Origin of the sequence: Nocardiopsis sp. CC223A (assembly GCF_030766825.1) — a bacterium.
Taxonomy (GTDB): Bacteria; Actinomycetota; Actinomycetes; order Streptosporangiales; family Streptosporangiaceae; genus Nocardiopsis.
On sequence record NZ_JASFDV010000005.1, the window covers coordinates 79,553 to 104,031 of the forward strand.

Sequence of the window (24,479 nt, forward strand, 5' to 3'; positions counted from 1 at the left end):
GCGGTACCGCCACGGAGCCGCGAGGCGGTCTCCCGCGGCGCCGCCTTCGCTCGGACGACCGTCCCCCCGGGCCGACCTGCGCTCGTCGTCCTGCGAGAGGCTGCCTCACGGCCGCTCCCGGCGCCCGCCGCGAGCGCCGAGCCGCACGAAGGCATCCGCCGAACACGGCCTAGTGGGACAGGCGGACCAGCATCTTGCCGGTGTTGGCGCCGCGCATCATGTCCAGGAACGCGGTGACGGCGTTGTCGATGCCGTCCACCACGGTCTCCTCCACGCGCAGGTCGCCGTCGGCCAGCCACCCGGCGGCGCGCCGGGCGTACTCGCCCATGAGGTGCGAGTGGTCGCCGACGATGAAGCCGCGCAGGGTGAGCCGCTTGCCCACGGCGAGGAACAGGTTGTCCGGCCCGGGCACCGGCTCGGTGGCGTTGTACTGGGAGATCGCCCCGCACAGCGCGATGCGGGCGTGATCGCGCGCGGCGGCGATGGCCGCCCGCAGGTGGTCGCCGCCGACGTTGTCGAAGTAGACGTCGATCCCGTCGGGGGCGGCCTGGGCCAACTGCTCCTCCAGCCGGCCCTCGCGGTAGTCGATGGCGGCGTCGTAGCCGAACTCCTCGACCAGGCGGCGCTTCTTCTCCGGCCCCCCTGCCGAACCGATGACCTTGGCGGCGCCCAGGCGGCGGGCGATCTGCCCGGCGAGGGAGCCGACCGCCCCGGCGGCGCCGGAGACGAACACCACGTCGCCCTCGCGGACGGGGGCGATCTCGGTGAGGCCGACGTAGGCGGTGAAGCCGATCATGCCCAGCGCGTTGAGGTAGGCCTGGGCGGGGGCGGCCCCGGCGTCGACGACCCGGACCGCCTCGGCGGGCGCCAGCGCGTGGTCGCGCCAGCCCAGGAAGTGCAGCACGGTGGCGCCGACCGGGACCGAGTCGTCGCCGGAGGCGACGACCGTGCCGACCGCGCCGCCCTCCATGGCCGCGCCGAGGCGGTAGGGGGCGACGTAGGACTTGGAGTCGTTCATCCGGCCGCGCATGTACGGGTCGACGGAGATCCACTCGTTGCGGACCAGGACCTGCCCGGGGCCGGGGTCGGGCAGGGTGGTCTCGACGAGTGCGAAGTCGGTGGGGACGGGCTCCCCGACCGGACGGGCGACCAGGTGAACTTCCCTGCTGATGACGGACACGGTGGAACCTCTCGAACGGATGGCCGCGGGAACGGAGACGGGCCCGCGCGGTGGGCGGTGGCCCCGGGGGCAGACGCTAGTACCCCCACGTATTGATCGACCAATAAAATCGCCGAAGTGAGCCATAGGCATTCCAATGGATCGACGGCGGTCCTCCAGGACGTTCCCGTCGAGACCGGCCCCGCCCCGCTGGATCTCCAGCAGTTGCGGACGTTCCTGGCCGTGCACCGGTCCGGGTCCTTCACCGCCGCCGCGCAGGCGTTGCGCCTGTCACAGCCGACCGTGACCACTCAGATACGCGCCCTGGAGCGCCGGCTGGGGTATTCCCTGTTCGAGCGGCTGCCGCGCGGTGTCGCGCCGACCGCGGAGGCCAACGAACTGGCGGCACGGGTCGCCGAGCCCCTGGACGCGCTGGAGCTCGTGGCCGGGGCCGGCCCGGCGGTCCCGCACCGGCCGCTGCGGCTGGCGGGCCCGGCGGAGGCGCTCCAGGTGCTGGTGCTGCCCACTCTGGCACCGCTGGTGGAGTCGGAGGGGCTGCGGCTGCGGGTGCGCCACGGCCTCTCCGACGACCTGCTGGAGGAACTGCGCGCGGGCCGGCACGACCTGGTGGTGTCCACGGTACGGCCGCGCGGGCGCTCACTGGTGGCCGAGCCGCTGGCGGACGAGGAGTTCGTGCTGGTGGGCGCGCCGCTGTGGGCGGAGCGCATCGACCCGGAGCGCCTCGCCCGGCAGGGGGCACCGGCCCTGTGCGGGGTCCCGCTGGTGGCCTACGACGAGAGCCTGCCGATCCTGCGCCGGTACTGGCGGCACGTGTTCGGGGTGCGGCTGACCTGCAAGGTCGCGGTGGCCGTGCCGGATCTGCGAGCGGTGATGGCCACGGTGGCGGGCGGCGCCGGGATCAGTGTGCTGCCCCGCTACCTGTGCCGGGGGGAGCTGGACGCGGGGCGGCTGGTGACGCTGCTGGAGCCGGAGGACCCGCCGATCAACACGGCGTTCCTGGTGCGGCGGTCCGGGATGCCGGAGAACTCCTGCATGGAGGGGGTGCTGTCGGTGCTGTCCGCGGCGGGGCGGTCCTGGTGAAACCGGCCGGCGGATCCGTATCCGGCCGCGTTCGTCCGCAACCTGCCCGCGGTTCCCGGGATCCCACCACCCCGATGGGCGACCACGAGGGAGGACCGATGGCGGAGAACGCACCGTTGGCGGAGGGCGTACCGGTGGGCGGGCGGCGGTCGCGGGCCGTGACCGCCCTGGTGGGTCTGGTGGCTGCGGGGTTCGCCGTCTTCGCGCTGATCCGCGGGCCGGGCCTGGAGACCGGTTTCCCGCTGGTCCCGCTCATGGCCTACACCCCCTACGTGGCGGGGGCGGCCGTCCTGGCCGTCACCGTCGCCGGAGTACTGCGCCGGTGGGTCTCCCTGGCCGTCCTCGCCGTGACGGCCGCCGTCCTGGTCGCGGCGGTCCTGCCCCGCGCGGTCCCCGGCGCCGACACGGGACCCCGGGGCGTCCTCCTGCGGGTGGCCACCCTCAACGCCCACTTCGGGCACACCCCCGCGGAGAACATCGTGGCCCTGGTCCGCGAGCACGAGCCGGACGTGCTGGCGCTCCAGGAGGTCACCCCGGAGCTGGCGGCCGACCTGTCGGCGGCCGGGCTCGACGACCTGCTGCCGTACAGCGTCGACCACTCGGCCCCTGCGGCGGCCGGCGGAACGGTCCACTCGGTCCACCCGCTGACGGACCTGGGCGACATCGGGCACGACATCGGCTCGCTGGCCATGCCGCTGGCCGGAATGTCAATCCCGGGCGACGGCGAGACGGAGCCCCTGGAGGTGGAGGTGGTGTCGGTGCACCCGATGTCCCCGCGCCGCCCCTCGTCCATGGCCGCCTGGGACGACGGCCTGGCCGGTCTGCCCCCGGCCGGCCCGGACGGGCCGTTGCGGATCCTGGCCGGGGACTTCAACGCCACCCTGGACCACGCCGCCCTGCGCGGCGTCCTGGACACCGGGTACCGGGACGCGGCCGCCGATCTGGGGCGGGGCCTGGTCGGCACCTGGCCGGTGGACGGACCGCCGCTGCCCCCGGTGACCCTGGACCACGTTCTGGTGGACGACCGGGCCCGGGCCGGGGAATTCACGGCGGTGGAGGTCCCCGGATCGACGCACCGAGCGCTGGTGGTGGAGCTCGTGCTGCCCGTGTCGGCGGCCTGAGCCCGGTGGAGGACCGGCGGGCGGGTGCGGCGGGGATGACACGGAGAGAACCGGAGAGAGGCGACGGGATGGACGTACGCACGACGGGGACGACGGCGGGGACGGGCCGGTCCCCCGGGGTGACGGTCGCCGTGGGCCTGGTGGCGGCGGGGTTCGCGGCCTTCGCCGTCCTGCGCGAGCTGGGACTGGAGCGCGGATTCCCCCTGGTCCCGCTCATGGCCTACACCCCCTACGTGGCGGGGGCGGCCGTCCTGGCCGTCACCGTCGCCGGAGTACTGCGCCGGTGGGTCTCCCTGGCCGTCCTCGCCGTGGCGGCCGCCGTCCTGGTCGCGGCGGTCCTGCCCCGGGAGGTGGATCTCATGGGAAGGGGCTTCATGCACGGACCGGCGCTGCGCGTGATGTCCTTCAACGCCCTGGGCGGCGGGGCGCGCGTCGACGAGATCGTCGACCTGGTCCGCACGCAGGAGGTGGACGTGCTGGCCCTCCAGGAGGTCACCCCGGAGCTGCTGTCCGACCTGTCCGCCGCCGGGCTCGACGACCTGCTGCCGTACACCGTCGACCACTCCGGGGCCGGGGTGGAGGGGAGCACCGTGCACGCGGTGCTGCCGCTGACCGACGCGGGCTCGCTGAACGGGCCGGACTGGTTCGCGATGCCCGTCGCGGCGATGGAGGTCCCGGACCGGGCGTACGGCGGGACGGCGGCGGTGGAGGTGGTGTCGGTGCACACGCCTCCCCCGCTGGACCCGCGGTACACCGCGGCCTGGGAGGCCGAGCTGGCGGCGCTGACCGCTCCCCCGCCGCAGGGCGTGCGTCGCATCCTGGCCGGGGACTTCAACGCCACCCTGGACCACGCCGCCCTGCGCGAGGTGCTGGATTCGGGCTACCAGGACGCGGCGGCCGACCTGGGCGAGGGCTTCCGCCCGACCTGGCCGGTCCTGGGGCGGGTGCTTCCCCCGGTGACCATCGACCACGTGCTGGTGCCCCTGGACACGGAACCGAGCGACCTGGAGGTGGTGGAGGTGGCCGGCAGCGACCACCGGGCCGTGATCGTCACGGTGACCCTCCCCGGCGGCCGCTGAACAGGGCACGTCGACCGGACTTGACCTTCACACCGGTGGCACGGTCTACGTTCGGCGAATGAGCGAACAGGTCCCCGACACGACGCACGCGACCCGGTTCCAGGTGGTGCTGCCCGACGAGTCCCCGGACATGCCGCCGCGGGTCCTCACCGACCTCGCGCGGCGGGCCGAGGACCTGCGGGCGGACACCCTCTGGCTGCCGGACCACCTGCTCCCGCCCGGCCCCTACGGAACGGCCTTCGGCGGCGTGTACGAGCCGCTGGTGACACTGGCCCACCTGGCCGCCCGCACCGAGCGGGTGCGGCTGGGCACGTCGGTGCTGGTGGCGCCGATGCGCGATCCGTTCACCCTGGCCAAGCAGGCGGCGACGCTGCACGCCCTGTCCGGCGGGCGTTTCGTGCTGGGGGTGGGGGTCGGCTGGTCCCGGGAGGAGTTCGCCGCGGTGGGCGCCGACTTCGCCACGCGCGGCGCCCGCACCGACGAGGTGCTACGGCTGCTGCGGCACCTGTTCGAGGGAGCGGGGCCCTTCCGTGGACGGTTCCACTCCTACGACCAGGGGGTGTTCGAGCCCCGACCGGCCTCGCCCCTGCCGGTGACGGTGGGCGGCGCCTCCGAACCCGCCCTGGCACGGGCCGCCGCCCTGGGCGACGCCTGGCAGGGGGTGGGTCTTGACGCCGCCGGGTTCGCGCGTTGCCGCGACCGGCTGCGGGAGCTCACCGGGCGTCCGGTGCGGGCGCAGACCAGGATCGCGTGGACCGGCGGGGAGGCGGGGTTCGGCGGGGCCGTGGACCTGTACCGTGCGCTGGAGCGGGAGGGCGCGGACGCCGTGGCGGTGTGGTTCGGGGACTGGGAGGGGTTCGGCGACCGGATGGAGCGGTTCGCCGCGGCGGTGGGCCGGTCGGCCTGACCGTGCCGCTCCGGATCGGGTCCGGGCCCGCTGTCGGGCGCGGGCCTGTGGCAGGGTGGGAACGCTTCGAGAAGCCGGGCGAAGGAGTACATGTGGGACACGACATCGCGACGGAGGAACTGGTGCCGGGGGTGCTCGTGGACCGCGCCCGGTTCGCGGACGTCCCGGCGATCGTCCGGCTGCTCGCCGATGACCGGCTGGGCGCCTCCCGGGAGTCCCCGGACGAGCCGGAGGTGTACCGGCGGGCGTTCGAGGACCTCGACACCGACCCCAACCAGTTCCTGGCGGTGCTGCGCCGGGGCGACCGGGTGGTGGGCACCCTCCAGCTGACGTTCATCCCCGGGCTGTCCCGGCGGGGCTCGCTGCGGGTCCAGGTGGAGGCGGTGCGGGTGCACGACGGCGAACGCGGCACCGGCCTGGGCACCGCGTTCATGGAATGGGTGGAGCGGGTGGCCCGCGACCGGGGCGCGGCACTGGTCCAGCTCACCTCCGACCGGGCGCGCGAGGACGCCCACCGGTTCTACGAGCGCCTCGGATACCGGCCTTCGCACCTGGGCCTCAAGAAGCGCATCGGCTGACCGGATCGTTCCGGTGGCGGCCCCGATCGTGCCTGTCCGGACGCGGGGGCGGCACGGGAGGATCGGGGCATGACGAGAGCACTCCTTGTGGTCGACACCCAGAAGTCCTTCCTCCAGCGGGAGACCTGGCAGGCCTCCTCCAACCCCGATGTCGCCGACGACGTCGCCGCGCTCGTGGCGCACGCCCGGGGGCGCGGCGACCTGGTGGTGTGGGTCCTGCACACCGAGCCGGGGACCGGCACCCCGTTCGACCCCGCACTCGGGTTCGTCCAGCTCATGGACGGGCTCGAACCGCAGCAGGGCGAGCCGGTGCTGTACAAGAACGTGCACAGCGCGTTCGGCGGCACCGACCTCCAGCGGATCCTCGACGGCCGGGGGGTGTCGGAGGTGGCGGTCTGCGGCATCCGCACCGAGCAGTGCTGCGAGACCACCACACGGGCCGCCTCCGACCTGGGCTACGACGTCACCTTCGTGGTGGACGCCACCGCCACCGAGCCGATCCAGGCCCCCGGGGCACAGCCGGGGCGGTCGCTGGCGGAGATCCTCGCCGACCCGTCGACCCTGGGCACGCAGGACGTCGTCACCCGCACCGTGTACGCGCTGTCGGGGCGGTTCGCGCGCATCGCCACGGTCGCCGAGGTGGTCGGCGTAGACTGACCGGATCATGACCCTCGTCAGCTTTCTCCTCGTTCCCGGCGTGCACCTGCTGGACCTGGCCGGTCCGGCGCAGGTGTTCTCCACCGCGGCCGACCTGGGCCTGGGGTACGAGGTGCGCTACAGCGGGGCACAGGAGGAGGTGGTCACCGCACAGGGCCTGGCCCTGCGGGTGGCCACCGACGTGCCGCCGTCCTCCCCCGGCGACCTGGTGGTGGTCCCGGGCTGGCGGGCGGGCGGCCGGGTGCCGCACCGCGTGCTGACCGACGGGCAGGCCGGGGCGCTGGCCGCCCACCGCGCCGCGGGCGGGACGGTGGCGAGCGTGTGCTCGGGAGCGTTCGCCCTGGGCGAGGCCGGGCTGCTGGACGGGCGGCGCTGCACCACCCACCACGCCCTCCAGGACCTGCTGGCCCGCCGGTTCCCGCGCGCCCGGGTGGTGCCCGACGTGCTGTACGTGCCCGACGGCGGCGTGCTCACCTCGGCGGGCATCGCCAGCGGCATCGACCTGGCCCTGCACCTGATCACCGTGCGGCACGGGCCGTCCGCGGCCGCGGCGATCGCCCGGGAGATGGTGGTGTACGCCCGCCGCAACGGCGACGAACCGCAGGCCGGGGTGATGCTGAGGCACCGGGGGCACCTGGTCGACGCGGTGCACCGGGTACAGGACGTCATCGACGCCCGGTTCCGCGAACCGCTGCCGCTGGCGGAGCTGGCCGCGGCGGCGCGGGTGAGCGAGCGGACGCTGACCCGGCTGTTCACGGCCGCGACCGGGCTCACCCCGCTGCGCTACCAGCAGGGACTGCGCCTGGAGCACGCCGAGCACCTGATCGGCGCGGGCGAGACCGTGGAGGCCGCCGCCCGCGCCGTCGGGTTCGGCGACGCCCGGATGCTGCGCCGCCTGCGCTCACGCCCCGCCTGACGCGCGCCGGAGCAGCACCGGCAGGGCCAGGGCGAGCACCGCCATGACGGCCACCCCGGCCGGCCCCGCGGCGGCCATCCCCGCCACGAACGCTGCACGGGCGGCGGCCGACAGCGGCCCGGCCGCCGCCCGGCCCGCCTCCACCGCCGGTCCGCACACCCTGGCCGCGATGGAGTGGGCGCTGCGGGCCCTGGACCCGTTGGAGCCGTCCCCCGCCGCGGCGGGCCGGGCGGTCATGGCCGTCACCCACTACCTCCAGGGCAGCGTGCGCCTGGCGCTGAGCGGGGAGGCGGCGGACCCCCGCCCCTCATCGGAGGCCGGTGCCCCCGGGGCCGCCTGGCGGAACCGCCTGGCCGACACCGACCTGGGCGCCTATCCGAGGCCGGCCGCGCTGATCGACGCCGACACCGCCGCCGCCCGCGGGGGCCGCGGGTGGTTCATGGCGGGCCTGGAACTGATCCTCGCCGGGGTCGAGGCGCAGGCCGGGTGCTGAGCCCGGCCGCGAAAGGACCCGCCGCGGTGCGGCGGGTCCCACGGGGCCGAGGTCAGGACCGCAGGGCCTCGACGAGCTCGTGCTCGTCGTCCTTGGACAGGTTGGTCTGGATGACCGTGGGCCGGAGCGGCTTGAACGCGTCGATGACGCGGTCGGCGGTGTTGATGTCGGCGAGCAGGAAGACGGCGGCGCGGCCGCCCTCCAGGTGGGCGCCGATCTGCTTGATCATGTCGTCGTCGATGCCGATGTCGGTGAGCTTGCCCGCGACGGCACCGGTGGCCGCGCCGACGGCCAGGCCCAGCAGCGGGTTGAGGAAGATCAGGCCGATGAGGGTGCCCCACAGGGCACCGCCCGCCGCGCCCATACCGGTGGTGCTCACGGTCTGCTGGATGCGGGGGCGCCCCTTGCCGTCCTTGTAGGCGTAGGCGGCGTCCTCCAGCCGGAGCAGCTGCTGCTTGTTGAGGTCGGCGGCGATGTCCAGGGCGTGCTCGGCGGCTTCGCGGTCGGCCACGCCGAGGACGATGAGCTGTGACATGGGTGTGCGTTCTCCCGTCGTCGCCGGGCCCGGGTGTCGGGCCCGATCGGCGGGACCCTTCCCGGGAGCGGCTCCAGGCAATGCCAGGCCGGGGCAAAGACGAGCCGAACAGCGCTCAGGTACGGCGGGCGAGGAAGAGGCGGGTGACGTAGGGGATACGGATCCGCCCGTCCGGGAAGTGCTCGCGGGCCAGGTCCGTGACGGCCGCGCGGGTGGCGTCCTCGCCCAGGGCGCGGACCACCGCGGCGACCTTGCTGGAGGACAGTGCGCCGCCCAGCAGCCCGTCCAGGTCCAGTTCCCGGGTCCAGGCGGTGGAGTGCCCGACCGCGTCGGCCAGCCCCTCCGCGGCGTTCATCTCCCCCACCGTGTCGAACACCCGGTAGTCGCGCCGGTAGTCGTCGCCGTGCTTCTCCAGCAGGCCCTCGTAGGCGTCGACGAAGTCGCTGGACTCCCAGTCGCGGTCGTTGTGCAGGACGGCGGCGGTGCCGCCGGGCGCCAGGACGCGGGCGGCCTCGGCGTAGAACGCGGGCCGGTCGAACCAGTGCACGGCCTGGGCCGCCAGGACCAGGGAGGCGGCCCCGTCGGGGAAGGGGAGCGCCTCGGCGCGGCCGTCCACGTACTCCAGGCCGTCGGCCTCGCCGACGGCGGTGCCGCGCATGGAGCGGCCGGGTTCGACGCCGACCACGCGGGGTCCGGGTCCGAACAGGTGGCGCAGGGTGCGGGTGGAGATCCCGGTGCCGGAGCCGACGTCGAGCAGGAGCCGGGGCTCACCCCCGCCCGCCAGGACGTGCTCGCGGAGGTGTTCGGTGATGTCCGCGGGGTAGCCGGGGCGGAAGCGGTGGTAGTCGTCGGTGAGCCGGTCGAAGGCCTGGGTCCTGTCGGTCAACGGCGGTGCCTCCCGGTGGGGTCGTGCGACCCGCCCGGGCGGCGGGTCCGGACACCAACCTAACGCGGCGGCCCCGCCGGGGACCGGAGGAGTCCGCCGAACGGGCGCCGCCCCGCCTCCGGGACCACGGAGCGTCCGGCACCGCCCGGGGGGCGGGGGACCGTGCCATCACCACGGGCGTCCGGGGCCGGATCGGTCGGGGCGGGCCGGGTACGGGCATCGGCGGTGGGCGCGACCGGGCCGCTGCGGGTCCGGCGCCGTCCGGGGCGGGCGGCTGTCAGGGAGTGGGGGACCCTGCCATCACCACGGGCGTCCGGGGCCGGATCGGTCGGGGCGGGCCGGGTACGGGCATCGGCGGTGGGCGCGACCGGGCCGCTGCGGGTGCGGTGCCGTCCGGGGCGGGCGGCGGTCAGGGGGCGGGCGCGGGGGTGCGGTAGTGCGAGGGGCTGCGGCCGGTGTGCTGTTTGAAGGCGGCGCTGAAGGCGAAGGCGCTGCCGTAGCCGACGCGGGCCGCGACGGCCTCCAGGCCGAGGTCGGGGCGGGCGGTGAGGAGGTCGCCGGCGAGGGTGAGGCGCCAGGTGCGCAGGTAGGTCATGGGCGGGGTGCCCACGGCGCGCTGGAAGCGGTCGGCCAGGGTGGAGCGGGAAACGGCGCAGGCACGGGCCAGGCCCGCGAGGGTCCACCGGTCCGCCGGGCGCTCGTGGACGAGGTCCAGGGCGCGGGCCACCACCGGGTCGCGGCGTGCGTTGAGCCAGCTCGGGGCGTGGTCGGGCGCGTCCTCGATCCAGGCGCGGACGGCCATCACCAGCAGGCAGTCCAACAGGCGGTCGTTGAGGCCGGATTGGGCGACGCGGGCGCTGGTGATCTCCCGGGACAGCAGGGACACCAGGGCCGGGTCCACGCGCTCGCCCGGCAGCACCGCCAGGCGGGGCAGCGCGGACAGCGCCAGGCGGCCGACCTCGCTGTCGTCCTCGTAGGCACCGACGATCATGGTGTCGGGCCCGTCGGGGTCGTTGCCCCAGGTTCCGACGCCATGGAGCATGCTCACGTGCACCTCCTGCCCGTCGGCGGCCACACAGCGCTGCCCCGGGTGGACGGTGACCGTGGGGGTGCTCCCCCTGCGGTCGGCCAGCATGTAGGGTTCCGGCCCGCGGACGAGGACCACGTCCCCGGCCACGGCCTCGGTGCCGCCGTCGTCGACGTCCACCCACACGCGCCCCGAGGTGACCACGACGAGGGTGAGGGCGGAGCGGTCGAGCAGCCGGATGCCCCACGGGGGGCTCATGACCACGCGCAGAGTGAACGCGCCCCGGGCGCGGGGCCCGTCGAGGAGGTGGGCGAGAGGGTCCATATCCCCGACCCTATGTCAGACGATCCCTTATGTTCTCCGGAATCTGAATCATGGTAAGTCCGAGATCGAGCTGATGAACTCGATTCATGAGCGAGAACATGATCCAAGAGCACATCCTCGTCACCGGCGGCACCGGGATGACCGGCCGCCGGGTGAGCGCCCTCCTCGCCGACGCCGGAGCCCGGGTCCGGGTCGGTTCCCGGTCCGGGGAGCCGCGCTTCGACTGGCACGAGCCCGCCACCTGGGACGCCGTCCTGGACGGGGTCACCGGCGTCTACCTCTGCTACCACCCGGACCTGGCCTTCCCCGGAGCCGCCGAGGCGGTGTCCGCGTTCGCCGCCCGCGCCGCGGAGGCGGGCGTGCGCCGGATGGCGCTGCTCTCCGGGCGGGGCGAGAAGGGGGCAGAGAACACCGAGGCCATGGTCCGGGAGGCGTTCGCCGGCACCACCGTGCTGCGCTGCTCGGTGTTCGCCCAGGACTTCTCCGAGAGCTTCTTCCTGCCTCCGCTGCTGTCGGGCGTCCTTCCGCTGCCGGTGCCCGACGTCCCCGAGCCCTTCGTGGACCTGGACGACGTCGCCCGGGTGGCGCTGCGGGCGCTGACCGAGGACGGGCACGGCGGTGTGACGTACGAGCTGACCGGACCGCGGTCGCTCACGTTCACCGAGGCCGTGGCCGTCGTGGGCGGGGTGTCCGGGAGGCGGGCGCGTTTCGCCGAGGTCACCCCGGAGGAGTTCGTCGCGGCGATGGTCGCGGCGGGCGCCCCGGAGGACCTCGCCCACGGGCTGATCGGCCTGTTGGAGGAGATCCTGGACGGCCGCAACGTCGAGCCCGCCGACGGGGTGGAGCGCGCCCTGGGCCGCCCCGCCACACCGTTCGCCGACTACGCCCGGGGCGCCGCCGACGCCTGGCGCTGACCCGGGGCGGGGCCGGCGCGCCGGGCGGCGGTGTCGGCCCCGGAGACCGAGGGCACCTCGACGACCCCCTCCACCCACACCCCGCACAACCGCCCGACGAGATCGGCGAACCAGGCGGCGGGTGCCCCAGAGAGGGTGATCCGGCGGCCGCCCCCGATCCGCGCGGACCGGCCGGAGGGTGCGGTGGCAGGGACGGATCTTTCAGGGGGCGGGGGCACGGCATCGCCTTTCGTATTCGGTGCGGCGCTCGCGCTGCCGCCCCGTCCGCGCCGCGGCCGGTCGGCAGGAGCGTCGCCGCGCCGACGGCGGCGGCCGTGGTGAGGCCGGTCCTCCTCTGCGTGTGTCACTCCGTGGGGGAGGTCCGGGGGTGGGCGCCCGCGGAGGTCGCGCGGGATATGTGAGTCACAGATCAACCACACGGTAGGTTTTGTGAAGCGCGCCGCGCACCACCGGGGAGCGGACCGGGAAGCCCCTGCGAACAGCGGGAACACGGACGCCGGAGCCGTAATCTCTAAGCCATCGCACATCCGGCCCCCGCGAGGGGTCCGGAGCACCGCACCGCGAGGAGAGATCCCGTTGACCGACCAGGCGACCGAAGGCCCGCGCATGACCAAGGGAGAGCGCACCCGGCAGCGCATCATCGACGCCGCCTTCGAACTCTTCTCCCGCTCGGGCTACCGGGCGGTGTCGCTGCGCGACATCGCCGCCCACGCCGGACTCACCCACGCGGGGGTCCTGCACCACTTCCCCAGCAAGGAGGCCACCCTCATCGACGTCCTGACCAGGCGCGACCAGGTCGACGCGCACCTGGTGCTCGACCCCGGGCCGTCCGCCGCCGAGCTGATCGACAACCTCGTCGACATCGTCGAGCGCAACACCCGGACCCCGGGCCTGGTCTCCCTCTACGCCAAGCTGTCCGCCGAGTCCACCGATCCCGACCACCCGGCCAACTACTACTTCACGCGCCGGTACCGGCTCCTGCGCGACCACCTGACCTCCGCGTTCTCCGTACTGCTGGAGGACGGCTCCCCCGTCTCCCCCGGGACGGCCGCCGTCCAGCTCCTCGCCCTCCAGGACGGGCTCCAGGTCCAGTGGCTGCTGGACCCCGAGGCCGTCGACATGCGCTCCGCGACCCTGGACTACCTGCGTCTCCTGGGTGTGGTCGAGGAGACCGACGACACCTGAACCCCCGCACCTCCGCCGCCGAGGGCGTCCTGCGCCCCCCTGCACCTGCCCGACGGCCCGCACGGCCTGCGCGTGCAGCCCGAGGAGGGCGACCGCCTCGGCACCGGACGCAGCCCTCCCGGCCGGGTGGCGTTCGCCCCGGGTGCGGCGTCCCACAGCGCCCCGCCCGCCCCCGGCCCGATCCGCCGAACTACTGTTGGGGTGTCCGTTCTCCGCCGTCGGAAAGGCGCCGCGTGTCCGCGTCCGAGAAGTTCCAGAGCCTGTTCGTGGCCGCCGCCGCCCTGCTGGGGCTGGCCCTGGGGCTGCTGCCGCCCGTCGGGGACGTGGCGGGGCACCTGGTGCTGCCGGCACTGATGCTCATGCTCGCCGCGGTGTTCGTGCAGGTGGACGCCGCCCGGGTGGCCGAGGTCCGGTCGGCCCGGGCCGTCGTCGCGGCGAGCCTGGTGCTGAACTTCGCGGTCACCCCGCTGCTGGCCTGGGGGCTGGGCACGGGCCTGCTGGGCGACGCCCCGGACCTGCGCATCGGCCTGTTGCTGCTGCTGGTGACCCCCTGCACCGACTGGTACCTGGTGTTCACCCGCCTGGGCCGCGGGCACATGGGGGTGGCCGCGGCACTGCTTCCGGTGAACCTGGTGCTCCAGCTGCTGCTGCTGCCGGTGTACGTGCTGCTGCTGGGCGGCGATGCCGCGATGGTGGGCACCGGAACCCTGGTGGAGTCGGTGGTACTGGTGCTGGTGGTGCCACTGGTGGCGGCGGTCCTCGCCCGGTGGACCGCGACCCGGTGGAAGGGCGCGGACTGGCGGGACGGGGTGCTGGTGGAGCGGGCCTCGGCGGTGGTACTGCCGCTGCTGTACGCGGCGGTGGCGGCCATGTTCGCCGGGCAGGCCCGCACGGTGCTCGCGCACGCCGGTGAACTGGCGGCGCTGGTGCCGCCGCTGCTGGTCTTCTTCGCCACGGCCCCGCTGCTGGCGCTGGGCGTGTCGCGGATGTTGCGGCTGCCCGCCGACCAGCGGGTCGCGCTGACCATGACCTCGGTCGCGCGCAACTCCCCGATCGCGCTCGCGATCGCCGTGGCCGCTTTCCCGGACCGGCCGCTCATCGCGGTCGCCCTGGTGGCCGGGCCGCTGGTGGAGCTGCCGGTGCTGGCGCTGCTCACCCGGCTGGTCCGGGTCCGCGAGGGCGATCCGGCCCGCACGTGACGCGGTCACCGACGCGGTCACGGCCGCGGGCGGCCTCACGGCACGTGACGAACAGCGACCCACTGTCACTCTGTGTGGATAAGTTCGGGATGAGCGAGCACGATGGGTGAGCAAATGTCAGGTAAATCTTAAGTTTCCTCATGAGGTTCGACTGTTGCGCACGTCTCAGTGAGAGTTCCTGTGACCGGCCGCACACGAACTTTCAGAGGAGGGGGCCATGTCGATCTTCGGACGTGCCGCCACCGCGGGGAAGGGCGCCGTCTCGGGCCCTGTCCCCGCCAAGAAGGCCATTCACCGCCAGCTGTACTTCTGGGTGCTCGTCGGTATCGCGCTCGGTATCGCCGTCGGCCTGGTCTTCCCGACCTGGGCCGCCGAGATGCGCTGGCTCGCCGACCTGTTCATCAAGCTGGTCAAGGTCGTCATCGCCCCGACCATCTTCTGCACCGTCGTCGTCGGCATCGCCGGGCTGGGCGACCTCGCCAAGGCGGGCGGACTGGCCCTGCGGACCCTGGTCTACTTCACCGCGACGACCGTTCTCGCCCTGGCCGTCGGACTGGTCACCGTCAACATCATGCGGCCCGGTGTGGGCCTGAACGTGTCGTTCGACGAGTCCGCCGCGGCCGACACCATCGCCACGGCGGAGGAGAGCGGCGAGGGCTTCTCCGGCTTCGTCCTCCACACCATCCCCGACTCCTTCTTCTCCGCGTTCGTCGACGGCCAGCTCATCCAGGTGCTGGTCCTGGCCATCCTGGTGGCCTGCGCGCTGACGATGCTCGGCAGGCGGGGCGAGCCCGCGGTCCGCGCCCTGGACACGATGTCGCACATCATGTTCGGCGTCATCAGGATCGTCATGTACGCGGCGCCGATCGGCGCGTTCGGCGGCATGGCCTTCACCATCGGCGAGTACGGCGGCCAGGTGCTGAGCAGCCTCGCCTACTTCATGCTCGGCTTCTACGCCACCTGCGTGCTGTTCATCGTCGTGGTCCTGGGCGTGATCGGCCGCCTGGCCGGGTTCAACCTGTTCAAGCTGCTGCGCCTGATCCGGGACGAGCTGCTCATCGTGCTGGGCACCTCCTCCAGCGAGTCCGTGCTGCCGCGCATGATGACCAAGCTGGAGGCCGCGGGCGTCAGGAAGTCCGTGGTGGGCCTGACCATCCCGACGGGGTACTCGTTCAACCTGGACGGCACCGCGATCTACATGACCATGGGCGCGATCTTCATCGCCCAGGCCACCGGGTCGGACATCTCGGTCTGGACCCAGATCGGCCTGCTGCTGTTCATGCTGCTGTCCAGCAAGGGCGCGGCGGGTGTCAGCGGCGCCGGGCTGGTGACCCTGGCCGCCTCGCTGGCGGCCTTCGGCGACGTCATCCCGCTCGCCGGGATCGCGCTCATCGTCGGTATCGACCGGTTCATGTCCGAGGCCCGCGCACTGACCAACCTCACCGGCAACGCGGTGGGCACCCTGGTCATCGCCCGCTGGACCGGCGGCCTGGACCGCGACCGGCTGAAGTACGTGCTCGACGCCCCGAACACCATCGACATGGACGCCCTCATGAGCCCCGACCGCGAGGACTCCGGGAAGAACGACGGCGCCCCCGCCCGGGACACCGGAGCCGCCGGAGCCGAGGCCCCCGCCACAGCGACCGCAACCGAGGCCCCGGTGGCCGACGGTGACGCGGACCCGGACCCGGAGCACTCCCCGGTGGGCACCCGCAACTGACCACACGCGGTCCGGCTCACTCCCGGTTCACGGACCGCATCCGGTGCGCACACGGCTCCCTTGCACTCCCGGTGCCGTACCGGCTCCCCGCCCGCCCCGTACCGGCCCCCCTCCGGGCCCGGTGCGGGGCGGCGCACGTTCCCCGAGTCCGGTGCTCAGCAGCCGGCGAGTTGGGCGCTGAGGGCTCCGCGCCGTTCGGCCAGCTCGTCGATCCGCGAGTCCAGGGCGGCCACCTCCGCCCGGATGGTGGCCACCAGGTCGGGGCACAGCTCCAGCTCTACGGGATCGGCCTCGGGGTCGCGCACGCACGGCAGCACCGAGGCGATGGTCTCCGTGGTCAGCCCCATGGCGAGCAGGGCGCGGACGGCGCGCACCGCGCAAACCGCGTCGGGGCCGTAGGTCCGGTACCCGTTGGCGGCGCGCGCGGAGTCCAGCAGCCCCTGCTCCTCGTAGTAGCGCAGCAACCGACGGCTCACGCCGGTCCGCTCCGACAGCTCCCCGATCAGCACTGAGTGGCCCCTCTCACTTGACCTTCACACCGGTGTCACGGCCTACCGTCGCCGCATGATCGAACACTACGCACGCACCGTCAAGGGTTCCGGTCCCGGTCTGCTGCTCGCGCACGGCGGCGGGGGCGGGATCGAACCGAACTTCGGTCCGCTGCTGGCGGACCTGGCCCGCACGCACACCGTGGTCGGCCCGGACCTGCCGGGGTCGGGGGACACCCCGCGCGCCACCGGCCCCCTGGATCTGGACACGGTGGCCGATTCCCTGGTGGCCGCCGCCGTGGAGGAGGGGGTCGAGCGCTTCACCGTCCTGGGTTACTCCCTGGGCACCGCGGTGGCGGTCCGCGCCGCCACCCGCCACCCCGAGCGGGTGACCGGGCTGATCCTCACGGCCGGGTTCGCCCGGATCGACAACCGGACGCGGCTGAACGTCGACGTGTGGCGCACCCTGCTGGACGGGGACCGGGACACGATGGCCCGCTTCACCGTCTCCGTCGGCTTCGGCACCCCGGCCCTGGAAGCGCTGGACGCCGACGGACTCGAAGAGGCCGTGCGCGGGGTGGCCGGGTCGGTCCCCGCGGGCACCCCCGAGCAGGTGGAGCTGGTGGCCCGGGTGGACACCCGCGCCGACCTGCCCGGCATCGCGGTGCCGACGCTGGTCGTGGCGGCGGCGCTGGACCGGCTGGCCTCCCCGGAGCTGTCCCGCGCGCTGGCGGCGGGCATCCCCGGAGCGGAGCTGGTGGAGATCGCCTCCGGTCACCTGGTCGCCGCCGAGGCCCCGGAGGAATGGGGCGAGGCCGTCCGCGGGTTCCTCGACCGGAACCCCTGAGGCCGGTCGAACCCCACGGCCGTGACGCGCCCCCCGATGACCGGTGAGGCGACGGCGGCGACCACCGGCCGGCCCCACGACCGCGGCCCGCCCCGCGGAGGCCGGGAGGGGTCGGTGCAGGCCGGCACCCCGTGGTCGGCCGGAGCCGTGAACCCGGGGAGCGCGTCGGGGAAGGCCCGGCGGTCGGCACCGCGCCGCCCGCCGGGTTCGCGGGCGCACCCGGGGAGGCGACCGGTTCGGGCCCCTCGTGCACCCTTGGTCACGATGGGCACAAGATCCCCTTCCGACACGGAACCGGCGGAGTGCGGGTGCGTCGGAGCGGGTAACGGATGAGCGTCCGGACACGGTGTCCGGCTCCCCTACCCCCTGGGAGACCCCGTGAAGTTGTACGCCGACCGCCCGGTCCGCGCCCTGTTCCAGCTCGCCGCCGACGCCCTGGCCGTGGTGTGGGTCTACCTGTGGGTCCGGGCCGCGCTGGAGCTGCGCGACACCATCGGCGCCCTGGACCGGCCCGGCGAGCTCATGGCCGCCACCGGCCAGGGGTTCAGCGAGCACATGGACAGCGCCGCCGAGCAGGCCGCCAAGGTGCCCCTGGCCGGGGAGGCGCTGGCCGTGCCGTTCACGAACATGAGCGAGACCGGCGCCTCCCTGACCTCGGCGGGCGACTCCTTCCGGGAGACGGTCGCCTCGCTGGCCACCACACTGCCCCTGCTGGTGGCGGCGGTGCCGGTCCTGCTGGTGGCCACCACGTGGCTGCCCGCCCGGGCCGGGTGGATCGCCCGGGCCACCTCGGTGCGCCGGGCCGGGAAGCTGTCACCGCAGGCCCGCTCCCGCCTGCTGGCGCTGCGCGCTCTGACCACGGTGGCCCCGGCCCGGCTGGCCGCGGTCCACCCCGACCCCGCCGACGCCTGGCGCTCGGGGGACTCCGCGGCCCTGGACCGGTTGGCCGCGCTGGAGCTGCGCCGCATGGGGCTGAAGGCCGGGTGAGGCGGGCGCGGCCTCACTCCACCCGGATGAGGCCGCGCTGGAGCGCCGTGGTGATCGCCGCCGTGCGGTTGTCCACGCCGAGCTTGTCGAAGACGTGGACCAGGTGGGTCTTGACCGTGGCCTCGCTGATGAACAGCTCGCGGGCGATCGCCCGGTTGGACAGCCCGCGCGCCAGCAGGCCGAGGATCTCCAGTTCCCGGCCGCTGAGCGCGGGCCGGGGCGAGCGCAGCCGGTCCATCAGCCGCCCGGCCACGTCGGGGTCCAGGGCGGTGCGCCCCTGCGAGGCGGTGCGCACCGCCTCGCACAGCCGGTCGGGCGGGGCGTCCTTGAGCATGTAGCCGGTCGCCCCGGCCTCGACCGCCGCCAGGATGTCGGCGTCGGTGTCGTAGGTGGTCAGGACCAGGACCGGGGGCGCCGGGTCGAGCCGGGTGATGTGCCGGATGGCGGTCACCCCGTCCATGCCCGCACCCATCCGCAGGTCCATCAGCACCACGTCCACCTGCACCGGGTCCACCGGCACCGGGTCCGCTCCCCGGGCACCGGTGAGGAGGTCCAGGGCGGCCTGCCCGTCGGCGGCCTCGGCGACCACGTCCATGTCCGGGCGGTCGGCGAACATCGCCTTGAGCCCGTGGCGGACCACCGGGTGGTCGTCCACCAGCAGGATGCGCAGGGGGTCCCCCGTCACCGCCGCTCCTCTCCCCGGGACTCCTCTCCCCCGGTCCGGGCCAGGGGCAGCCGGACCGCGACCACCGTGCCCTCGCCGGGCGCCGACTCCACCGCCCAGGCGCCGCCCAGCGCGGTGATCCGCTCGCGCAGGGCGGCCAGTCCGAACCCGGTGCCGTCCGGGCGCGGACCGGCCCGGTCCGGGACGAAGCCCGCCCCGTCGTCGTACACGTCCAGTGTGACCTCCCCGTCCAGGTACCCGAGGGTGACCACCGCCGTGTCGGCGCGGGCGTGCGCCGCCACGTTCGCCAGGCTCGCCTGGGCGGCGCGCAGCAGCGCCACCTCGTACCCCGACGGCAGCGGCACCGGGACGCCGTCGAGCCGGAACCGGCAGTCGACGCCGGTGCGCGCCGTCCGTTCGCACAGCCGGGCCAGTGCCTCGGGCAGCCCGGCTCCGGTGAGCGAGGGCGGGGCCAGGTCGCGGACGAACCGGCGGGCCTCGGCGAGGTTGGCCGAGGCGCTCTCGCGGGCCTCGGCGATGTGCGCGGTCGCGGTGCCGGGGTCGCCCGGCAGGGCGTTCTCCGCGACGCGCAGCAGCAGGACGATGCTGGACAACCCCTGGGCGAGGGTGTCGTGGATCTCCCGGGCCAGGCGTTCGCGCTCGTCCAGCACCCCGGCCCGGCGTTCGGCCTCGGCCAGCTCGCTCCGGGTGCGGGTGAGGGTCTCGATGAGGGCGCGGCGCTGCTCGCCCTCCCGGTGCAGGGCGTCGTAGCCCACCGCGATGGCGACCGCGAACACGGCGCCCAGTACCGGGCCGAGCACCATGCCCGCGGTGAGGTCGCCGGTGTGCAGCGCCTGCCCGACCACCACCGACGCGGTGATGACGACGACGGCCAGCACCGCGTGCGCCCCGCGCAGCAGGTGCAGGTGCAGGAAGTACAGGGGGAAGGCCAGCCACACGAAGTCGGGCGAGGCCCAGGCCAGCAGCGCCCACAGTGCGGTCACCCCGGCCAGCCACGCCAGGGAGCGAACGCGGTGCACGTCGTGGCGGGCCGCCAGGGCACCGGCGCAGTAGACGGCCCCGAGCAGCAGGGCACCGGCCGGGACGGCCCGGCGCACCGTCTCCGGGTGGGCGGCGAGCGACCCCGCCTCCGGTGACAGTACGTAGCGGGCGGTGCCGATGACCAGGAGCAGCAGGAAGCAGGCGTGCAGCAGCAGCCGCAGCACCGCCAGCACGGTCGCCACCGGTGGCGGGCCCGGCACCGCCGACCGGTCGGCGGCCGGCTCCGGGCCCTGGAGCGTGTTCTCCCTGTTGCGCATCATCGCAGCCTACGACGGGCCTTGCTGGCCGCGCATCAATCGTTCGATTGATGTCCGACTCCACCTCTCGGGGCCGCCGAACACACCGTTCCCACGATGTGGCCGAGCCCCCTCCGGCGGGAGGGTGGGGACGTCGTGAACACCGTGCACCACAGAGAGGAGGACGCCGTGTTCGTCGCCCTGCGTGACATTCGCTTCGCTCGCGGGAGGTTCGCCCTGATGGGGTCGGTCATCGCCCTCGTCACCCTGCTGATCGTCCTGCTGTCGGGGCTGACCGCCGGACTGGCCGATCAGTCCACGTCGGCGGTCAGGGGCCTGGCGGCCGACCGCATCGCCTTCGGAACCTCCGGGGACGGGGAGGTCGAGCCCTCCTACGCCGACAGCACCGTCACCGCCGCCCAGGTGGACGCCTGGTCCGCCGCCGCCGGGGTGGCCTGGGCCGAGCCGCTCGGCATCACTCGAACCCGGGTGGAGACGTCCGGTGAGGACTCCGCCGCCGTCGCCCTGTTCGGGGCGCCCGCGAACGGAGCCCTGGCCCCGGAGGGGCTGGCCGACGGCCTGGTCCTGGACACCGGGCTGGCCGCGGAGCTGGGGGTGTCCGCCGGGGACACCCTCACCGTCGCCGGGACCGAACTCACCGTCGACGCGCTCGCCGACACCGGCGACCACAGCCACACCCCCGCGGTGTGGGCCGACATCGCCACCTGGCGGGACGTCGATCCACGGGTCCGGCACGCGCGGGGCGGGGACGCGCCGGTGGCGAACACGGTCGCGGTCGGCCTGGCCGAGGGCGCCGACGGCGACGCGGTGGCCGCGGCCGCCGACGCGGCGGCCGGGACCCTGTCGGCCACCCGCACCGGCAGCCTCACCGCGATCGGGTCCTTCTCCTCCGAGAACGGGTCCCTGCTCACCATGCAGGGGTTCCTGTACGTCATCTCCGCGCTGGTCGTGGGCGCGTTCCTGACGGTGTGGACCGTCCAGCGCTCCGGTGACATCGCCATCCTCAAGGCGCTCGGCGGCTCCACCCGCCACCTGCTGCGCGACGCCCTGGCCCAGGCGCTGGTCGTGCTGGTCGCGGGCACCGCCGTCGGCGGGGCCGCGGGGGTCGCCCTGGGAGCGCTGGCCGCCGGGGCCCTGCCGTTCTCCCTGACCGCGGCGACCACGGTCGGCCCGGTGGCCGCGCTGGTCGTGCTCGGCATGCTCGGCGCGGTCCTGGCCGTACGCCGTATCACCTCCGTAGACCCGCTGACCGCCCTGGGAGGCGTCCGATGACCCTGGAACTGAGCGATGTGACCCTGACCTACCCCGACGGCGACGGCCGGATCACCGCCCTGGACCGGGTGTCGGTCCGGGTGGCGCCCGGGGAGTCGGCCGCCGTGGTCGGCCCCTCCGGTTCGGGCAAGTCGAGCCTGCTGGCGGTGGCCGCCGCGCTGATCCGCCCGGACGCGGGGACCGTGCGGATCGGCGGCACCGACACCCTGGGGCTGCGGCCGCGGGAGCTGTCGGAGCTGCGGCTGCGCGAGATCGGCATCGTCTTCCAGCAGCCGAACCTGGTGGCGTCGCTGACCGCCGCGGAGCAGCTGGTGGTCACCGAGCACATGCGCGCCCGGGGCCGGGGAGGGCGGGCGCGCATGCGGGCCGCCCGGGAGCGGGCGATGGAGACGCTGGCGGCGGTGGGGCTGGCCGGGAAGGAGCACCGGCACCCGCACCGGCTGTCCGGCGGCGAGCGGCAGCGGGTGAACATCGCCCGCGCCCTGATGGGGCGGCCGAGCGTGCTGGTGGTGGACGAGCCGACGGCGGCGCTGGACCACGAGCGCGGCGAACGGATCATGGAATTGGTCGCGGATGCGACCCGCACGTTCGACGTGGCGACCCTGCTGGTCACCCACGACACCGAGTACCTGGGGTACGCGGCGAGCGTGCTGGAGATGCGCGACGGCCGCCTGCGGATCCCGGACCGGGCCTGAGCACCGGTTGGCCTGTTCCGGCCACCGGGGCCGGGGGCCGGGCGCGCGTCGGGGGCGACACCTAGTCTGGGGCCAACCTACCCCGGGAGACGCCCGTGCACCTGTCCGCACTGCTCGACTTCGACGTCGTGCCCCTGGACGCCGAGGACGCCGTGGCCGTCCTGCTCGACATCACCGCGCCCGAACGGGGGCAGGACGCCCGACGGCCCAGGGCGACCTTCCAGATCGTCCTGGACACCAGCGGTTCCATGCAGGGCGGCCGCCTGGCCGGGGCGGTGCAGGCCCTGCTGGGGCTGGTCGACCGGCTCGACCCCTCCGACGACTTCGGGCTGGTCGTGTTCGACACCCAGGCGCGTGTGGTGGTGCCCTGCGGACCGCTGACCGACAAGCCCGCCGCCCGGCGGGCCATCGGGGAGCTGCGGGCGAACGGGGGCACCGACCTGTCCAGCGGCCTGCTGCGCGGCGTCCAGGAGGCCCGCCGGGCGGGCGGGGAACGGGGTGCGACGCTGCTGCTCATCTCGGACGGGCACGCCAACAACGGCGTCACCGACCACGACCTGCTGCGGCAGGTGGCGGCCGACGCCTACGGGCACGGGGTCGCGGTGGGCACGCTCGGCTACGGGCTGGGCTACGACGAGGCGCTGCTCGGTGCGGTGGCCGAGGGCGGTACGGGCAGCGCCCTGTTCGCCGAGGACCCCGACACCGCGGGCGGGCTGATCGTGCAGGAGGCGGAGTACCTGCTGGCCAAGAGCGCTCAGGCGGTGTCGCTGCGGATCCCGGCGGGCGAGCACGTGCGGGCGGTGGACGTGGTCGGCGAGATGCCCTCGCACCGCCTGCCGGACGGGTCGGTGGTGGTGGAACTGGGCGACTTCCACTCCGGTGAGGAGCGCCGGCTGCTGCTGCGGCTGGAGGTGCCGGGGATGTCGTCTCTGGGGACGGTCACCCTGACCACGCTGGAGGTCACCTATGTGGACCCGGAGACCCTGACGACCTACAACGCGACACTGCCGGTCGGTGTGAACGTGGTGCCGGGCGACGAGGCCGCGGGCCGGGTGCCGCGCCCGGAGGTGCGCACCGAGGAGGCGCTCCAGAAGGCGCAGACCGCCAAGAAGCGGGCGAGCGAGGCGCTGCGGCGGGGCGACCGGGCCGAGGCGGCCCGGCTGCTGGACCGGGCCGGGCAGGACCTGGACGACCTGGACACGCCGGACTTCCTCGGTGGCGGCCCCGCGGCCCCGGGCGCCGCGTACGGGGCACCCCCGTCGGCGGCCGCCGCCCAGTCCGCGGAGTTGCGGGACATGGCCCGCAGGGCCCGCAGGGACGACATCTCGCGGGCCGCCAAGATGACCTACGCCAGCCAGTCCGGGTACTCCCGCAAGCGGGGCCGCTACGAGCAGTCGCAGTCCCAGGCCCCGTCGGCACCGCCGGCGCCCGGGACGCCCACCGGCCCGCAGGCGTCGCCTCCCCCCGCCCCGGCGGGCGACCCGGGGCAGGAGCCGCCCGCCGCGCCGCGGCGCAGGCGGCGGCTGCGCGACCAGGACCCCGACCGGCGGCTCTCCTCCCCGGACTCCCCCGAGGAGGGCGGTGGACAGGGCGGGACCGAGCGGTCCTGACCGGCCGGGTCAGGGCACCTGGTAGCAGGAGTCCCTGACGTCGGTGACGGCCATGTGCCCCGGGGCGTGCCCGATGGCGAACTCCGGGGCCGAGGCCGCCACCGCGGCCTGCGGGGTCACCCCGCACGCCCAGAACACCGGGATCTCCCCCTCCCGCACCTGGACCGGGTCGCCGTAGTCGGGCCGGGACAGGTCGGCGATGCCCAGCGCCGCCGGGTCGCCCACGTGCACCGGCGCCCCGTGCACGGCCGGGTAGCGGGAGGTGATGCGCACGGCGTCGGCCACCCGGTCCGCCGGGATCGGCCGCATGGACACCACCAGCGGGCCGCGGAACCGCCCGGCCGGACGGCACTCCCGGTTGGTCCGGTACATCGCGACGTTGGTCCCGGCCTCGATGTGGCGCACCGGGACCCCGGCCTCCAGCAGCGGCGTCTCGAAGGTGAAGCTGCACCCGATAAGGAACGCCACCAGGTCGTCCCGCCACAGGTCGGTGACGTCGGTGCGCTCCTCGGCCGGCTCGCCGTGCCGGTAGACGCGGTAGGCGGGCAGGTCGGTGCGCAGGTCGCCGTCGAACACCGACGCCGACACCTGCCCCGGTTCGGTCACGTCCAGCACCGGGCACGGTTTGGGGTTGCGCTGGGCGAACAGCAGGAAGTCGAAGGCCGCCTCGCGCGGCAGGGCGATGAGGTTGGCCTGCGCGTACCCGGGGCTGAACCCCGAGGTGGTCGTGCGCAGCCCGGAGCGGAACAGCGCGCGGGCCTGCTTCGGGGACAGCCGGGCCGGGTCCATCGGCGGC

Annotated in this window: 25 protein-coding genes; 17 read left to right on the plus strand and 8 right to left on the minus strand. The window is 74.7% G+C overall.

What is annotated here, in order from left to right; translation table 11 throughout:
* Nucleotides 1-169 precede the first annotated feature (169 nt).
* Complete coding sequence (locus QJS33_RS03560; RefSeq protein WP_306366385.1) at nt 170-1,180, minus strand: NADP-dependent oxidoreductase; 1,011 nt, start codon at nt 1,178-1,180, stop codon at nt 170-172.
* Between the two features lie 189 nt (nt 1,181-1,369).
* Here QJS33_RS03560 and QJS33_RS03565 point away from each other — a divergent pair, with 189 nt between their 5' ends.
* From QJS33_RS03565 to QJS33_RS03600, 8 genes are all read left to right on the plus strand, one after another.
* Nucleotides 1,370-2,260: a LysR family transcriptional regulator gene (locus tag QJS33_RS03565; protein WP_306366439.1), complete on the plus strand. Its 891-nt coding sequence runs from the start codon at nt 1,370-1,372 to the stop codon at nt 2,258-2,260.
* Between the two features lie 98 nt (nt 2,261-2,358).
* The gene (locus QJS33_RS03570; protein ID WP_306366386.1) at nt 2,359-3,381 is read left to right on the plus strand and encodes an endonuclease/exonuclease/phosphatase family protein; all 1,023 of its coding nucleotides are present in this window, start codon (nt 2,359-2,361) and stop codon (nt 3,379-3,381) included.
* 68 nt (nt 3,382-3,449) lie between these two features.
* A complete protein-coding gene (locus QJS33_RS03575; protein WP_306366387.1) occupies nt 3,450-4,460 on the plus strand; it encodes an endonuclease/exonuclease/phosphatase family protein in 1,011 nt (336 codons plus the stop codon).
* Between the two features lie 58 nt (nt 4,461-4,518).
* On the plus strand, nt 4,519-5,367 hold the full coding sequence (locus QJS33_RS03580) for a TIGR03619 family F420-dependent LLM class oxidoreductase (RefSeq protein WP_306366388.1): 849 nt from the start codon (nt 4,519-4,521) through the stop codon (nt 5,365-5,367).
* A 92-nt stretch (nt 5,368-5,459) separates the two neighbouring features.
* Nucleotides 5,460-5,945 carry an N-acetyltransferase family protein gene (locus QJS33_RS03585; RefSeq protein WP_372339575.1) on the plus strand — a complete coding sequence of 162 codons (486 nt, stop codon included), beginning with the start codon at nt 5,460-5,462 and terminating at the stop codon, nt 5,943-5,945.
* Between the two features lie 69 nt (nt 5,946-6,014).
* The gene (locus QJS33_RS03590) at nt 6,015-6,602 is read left to right on the plus strand and encodes an isochorismatase family protein (protein WP_306366389.1); all 588 of its coding nucleotides are present in this window, start codon (nt 6,015-6,017) and stop codon (nt 6,600-6,602) included.
* 7 nt (nt 6,603-6,609) lie between these two features.
* Complete coding sequence (locus QJS33_RS03595) at nt 6,610-7,518, plus strand: GlxA family transcriptional regulator (RefSeq protein ID WP_306366390.1); 909 nt, start codon at nt 6,610-6,612, stop codon at nt 7,516-7,518.
* Between the two features lie 43 nt (nt 7,519-7,561).
* A complete protein-coding gene (locus tag QJS33_RS03600) occupies nt 7,562-8,011 on the plus strand; it encodes a TetR/AcrR family transcriptional regulator C-terminal domain-containing protein (RefSeq protein ID WP_306366391.1) in 450 nt (149 codons plus the stop codon).
* A gap of 52 nt (nt 8,012-8,063) precedes the next feature.
* Here QJS33_RS03600 and QJS33_RS03605 read toward each other — a convergent pair whose 3' ends face one another.
* From QJS33_RS03605 to QJS33_RS03615, 3 genes are all read right to left on the minus strand, one after another.
* The gene (locus tag QJS33_RS03605; protein WP_306366392.1) at nt 8,064-8,546 is read right to left on the minus strand and encodes a DUF1269 domain-containing protein; all 483 of its coding nucleotides are present in this window, start codon (nt 8,544-8,546) and stop codon (nt 8,064-8,066) included.
* 115 nt (nt 8,547-8,661) lie between these two features.
* On the minus strand, nt 8,662-9,432 hold the full coding sequence (locus QJS33_RS03610) for a class I SAM-dependent methyltransferase (RefSeq protein WP_306366393.1): 771 nt from the start codon (nt 9,430-9,432) through the stop codon (nt 8,662-8,664).
* Nucleotides 9,433-9,841: 409 nt separating this feature from the next.
* Nucleotides 9,842-10,783 (minus strand): AraC family transcriptional regulator, encoded by a 942-nt coding sequence (locus QJS33_RS03615; RefSeq protein ID WP_306366394.1) that lies wholly within the window; start codon nt 10,781-10,783, stop codon nt 9,842-9,844.
* A gap of 86 nt (nt 10,784-10,869) precedes the next feature.
* Between QJS33_RS03615 and QJS33_RS03620 the strand changes: the two genes are divergently transcribed.
* The 4 genes from QJS33_RS03620 to dctA all read left to right on the plus strand — a co-directional run bounded on the left by QJS33_RS03620 (nt 10,870) and on the right by dctA (nt 15,801).
* Nucleotides 10,870-11,697 (plus strand): NmrA family transcriptional regulator, encoded by an 828-nt coding sequence (locus tag QJS33_RS03620; RefSeq protein ID WP_372339576.1) that lies wholly within the window; start codon nt 10,870-10,872, stop codon nt 11,695-11,697.
* A 576-nt stretch (nt 11,698-12,273) separates the two neighbouring features.
* The gene (locus tag QJS33_RS03625; RefSeq protein ID WP_306366395.1) at nt 12,274-12,882 is read left to right on the plus strand and encodes a TetR/AcrR family transcriptional regulator; all 609 of its coding nucleotides are present in this window, start codon (nt 12,274-12,276) and stop codon (nt 12,880-12,882) included.
* 233 nt (nt 12,883-13,115) lie between these two features.
* Nucleotides 13,116-14,081 carry an arsenic resistance protein gene (locus QJS33_RS03630; protein WP_306366396.1) on the plus strand — a complete coding sequence of 322 codons (966 nt, stop codon included), beginning with the start codon at nt 13,116-13,118 and terminating at the stop codon, nt 14,079-14,081.
* A gap of 217 nt (nt 14,082-14,298) precedes the next feature.
* On the plus strand, nt 14,299-15,801 hold the full coding sequence (dctA, locus tag QJS33_RS03635) for a C4-dicarboxylate transporter DctA (protein WP_306366397.1): 1,503 nt from the start codon (nt 14,299-14,301) through the stop codon (nt 15,799-15,801).
* Nucleotides 15,802-15,956: 155 nt separating this feature from the next.
* Here dctA and QJS33_RS03640 read toward each other — a convergent pair whose 3' ends face one another.
* Nucleotides 15,957-16,310 (minus strand): MerR family transcriptional regulator, encoded by a 354-nt coding sequence (locus QJS33_RS03640; RefSeq protein WP_306366398.1) that lies wholly within the window; start codon nt 16,308-16,310, stop codon nt 15,957-15,959.
* 55 nt (nt 16,311-16,365) lie between these two features.
* On the opposite strand from QJS33_RS03640, the gene QJS33_RS03645 reads away from it, so the two are divergent.
* Together QJS33_RS03645 and QJS33_RS03650 are read left to right on the plus strand one after the other, a co-directional pair.
* On the plus strand, nt 16,366-17,136 hold the full coding sequence (locus QJS33_RS03645; RefSeq protein ID WP_306366399.1) for an alpha/beta fold hydrolase: 771 nt from the start codon (nt 16,366-16,368) through the stop codon (nt 17,134-17,136).
* Between the two features lie 378 nt (nt 17,137-17,514).
* Nucleotides 17,515-18,123 carry a hypothetical protein gene (locus tag QJS33_RS03650; RefSeq protein ID WP_306366400.1) on the plus strand — a complete coding sequence of 203 codons (609 nt, stop codon included), beginning with the start codon at nt 17,515-17,517 and terminating at the stop codon, nt 18,121-18,123.
* 13 nt (nt 18,124-18,136) lie between these two features.
* Here the strand turns inward: QJS33_RS03650 and QJS33_RS03655 are convergent, their stop codons facing one another.
* Both QJS33_RS03655 and QJS33_RS03660 read right to left on the minus strand, forming a co-directional pair.
* Nucleotides 18,137-18,808: a response regulator transcription factor gene (locus QJS33_RS03655; protein ID WP_306366401.1), complete on the minus strand. Its 672-nt coding sequence runs from the start codon at nt 18,806-18,808 to the stop codon at nt 18,137-18,139.
* Complete coding sequence (locus QJS33_RS03660) at nt 18,805-20,106, minus strand: sensor histidine kinase (RefSeq protein ID WP_306366402.1); 1,302 nt, start codon at nt 20,104-20,106, stop codon at nt 18,805-18,807. The genes QJS33_RS03655 and QJS33_RS03660 overlap by 4 nt, the downstream gene beginning before the upstream one ends.
* A 168-nt stretch (nt 20,107-20,274) precedes the next feature.
* Here QJS33_RS03660 and QJS33_RS03665 point away from each other — a divergent pair, with 168 nt between their 5' ends.
* The 3 genes from QJS33_RS03665 (at nt 20,275) to QJS33_RS03675 (ending at nt 23,683) form a co-directional block, all read left to right on the plus strand.
* Nucleotides 20,275-21,378, plus strand: coding sequence for an ABC transporter permease (locus QJS33_RS03665; protein ID WP_306366442.1), 1,104 nt, complete (start codon nt 20,275-20,277; stop codon nt 21,376-21,378).
* Entirely contained in the window at nt 21,375-22,073 is a 699-nt protein-coding gene (locus tag QJS33_RS03670) for an ABC transporter ATP-binding protein (RefSeq protein WP_306366403.1), read from the plus strand. The genes QJS33_RS03665 and QJS33_RS03670 overlap by 4 nt, the downstream gene beginning before the upstream one ends.
* A gap of 95 nt (nt 22,074-22,168) precedes the next feature.
* Nucleotides 22,169-23,683 (plus strand): VWA domain-containing protein, encoded by a 1,515-nt coding sequence (locus tag QJS33_RS03675; protein WP_306366404.1) that lies wholly within the window; start codon nt 22,169-22,171, stop codon nt 23,681-23,683.
* Nucleotides 23,684-23,692: 9 nt separating this feature from the next.
* Here the strand turns inward: QJS33_RS03675 and QJS33_RS03680 are convergent, their stop codons facing one another.
* Nucleotides 23,693-24,472 (minus strand): putative hydro-lyase, encoded by a 780-nt coding sequence (locus QJS33_RS03680; protein ID WP_306366405.1) that lies wholly within the window; start codon nt 24,470-24,472, stop codon nt 23,693-23,695.
* Between the last annotated feature and the right edge of the window lie 7 nt (nt 24,473-24,479).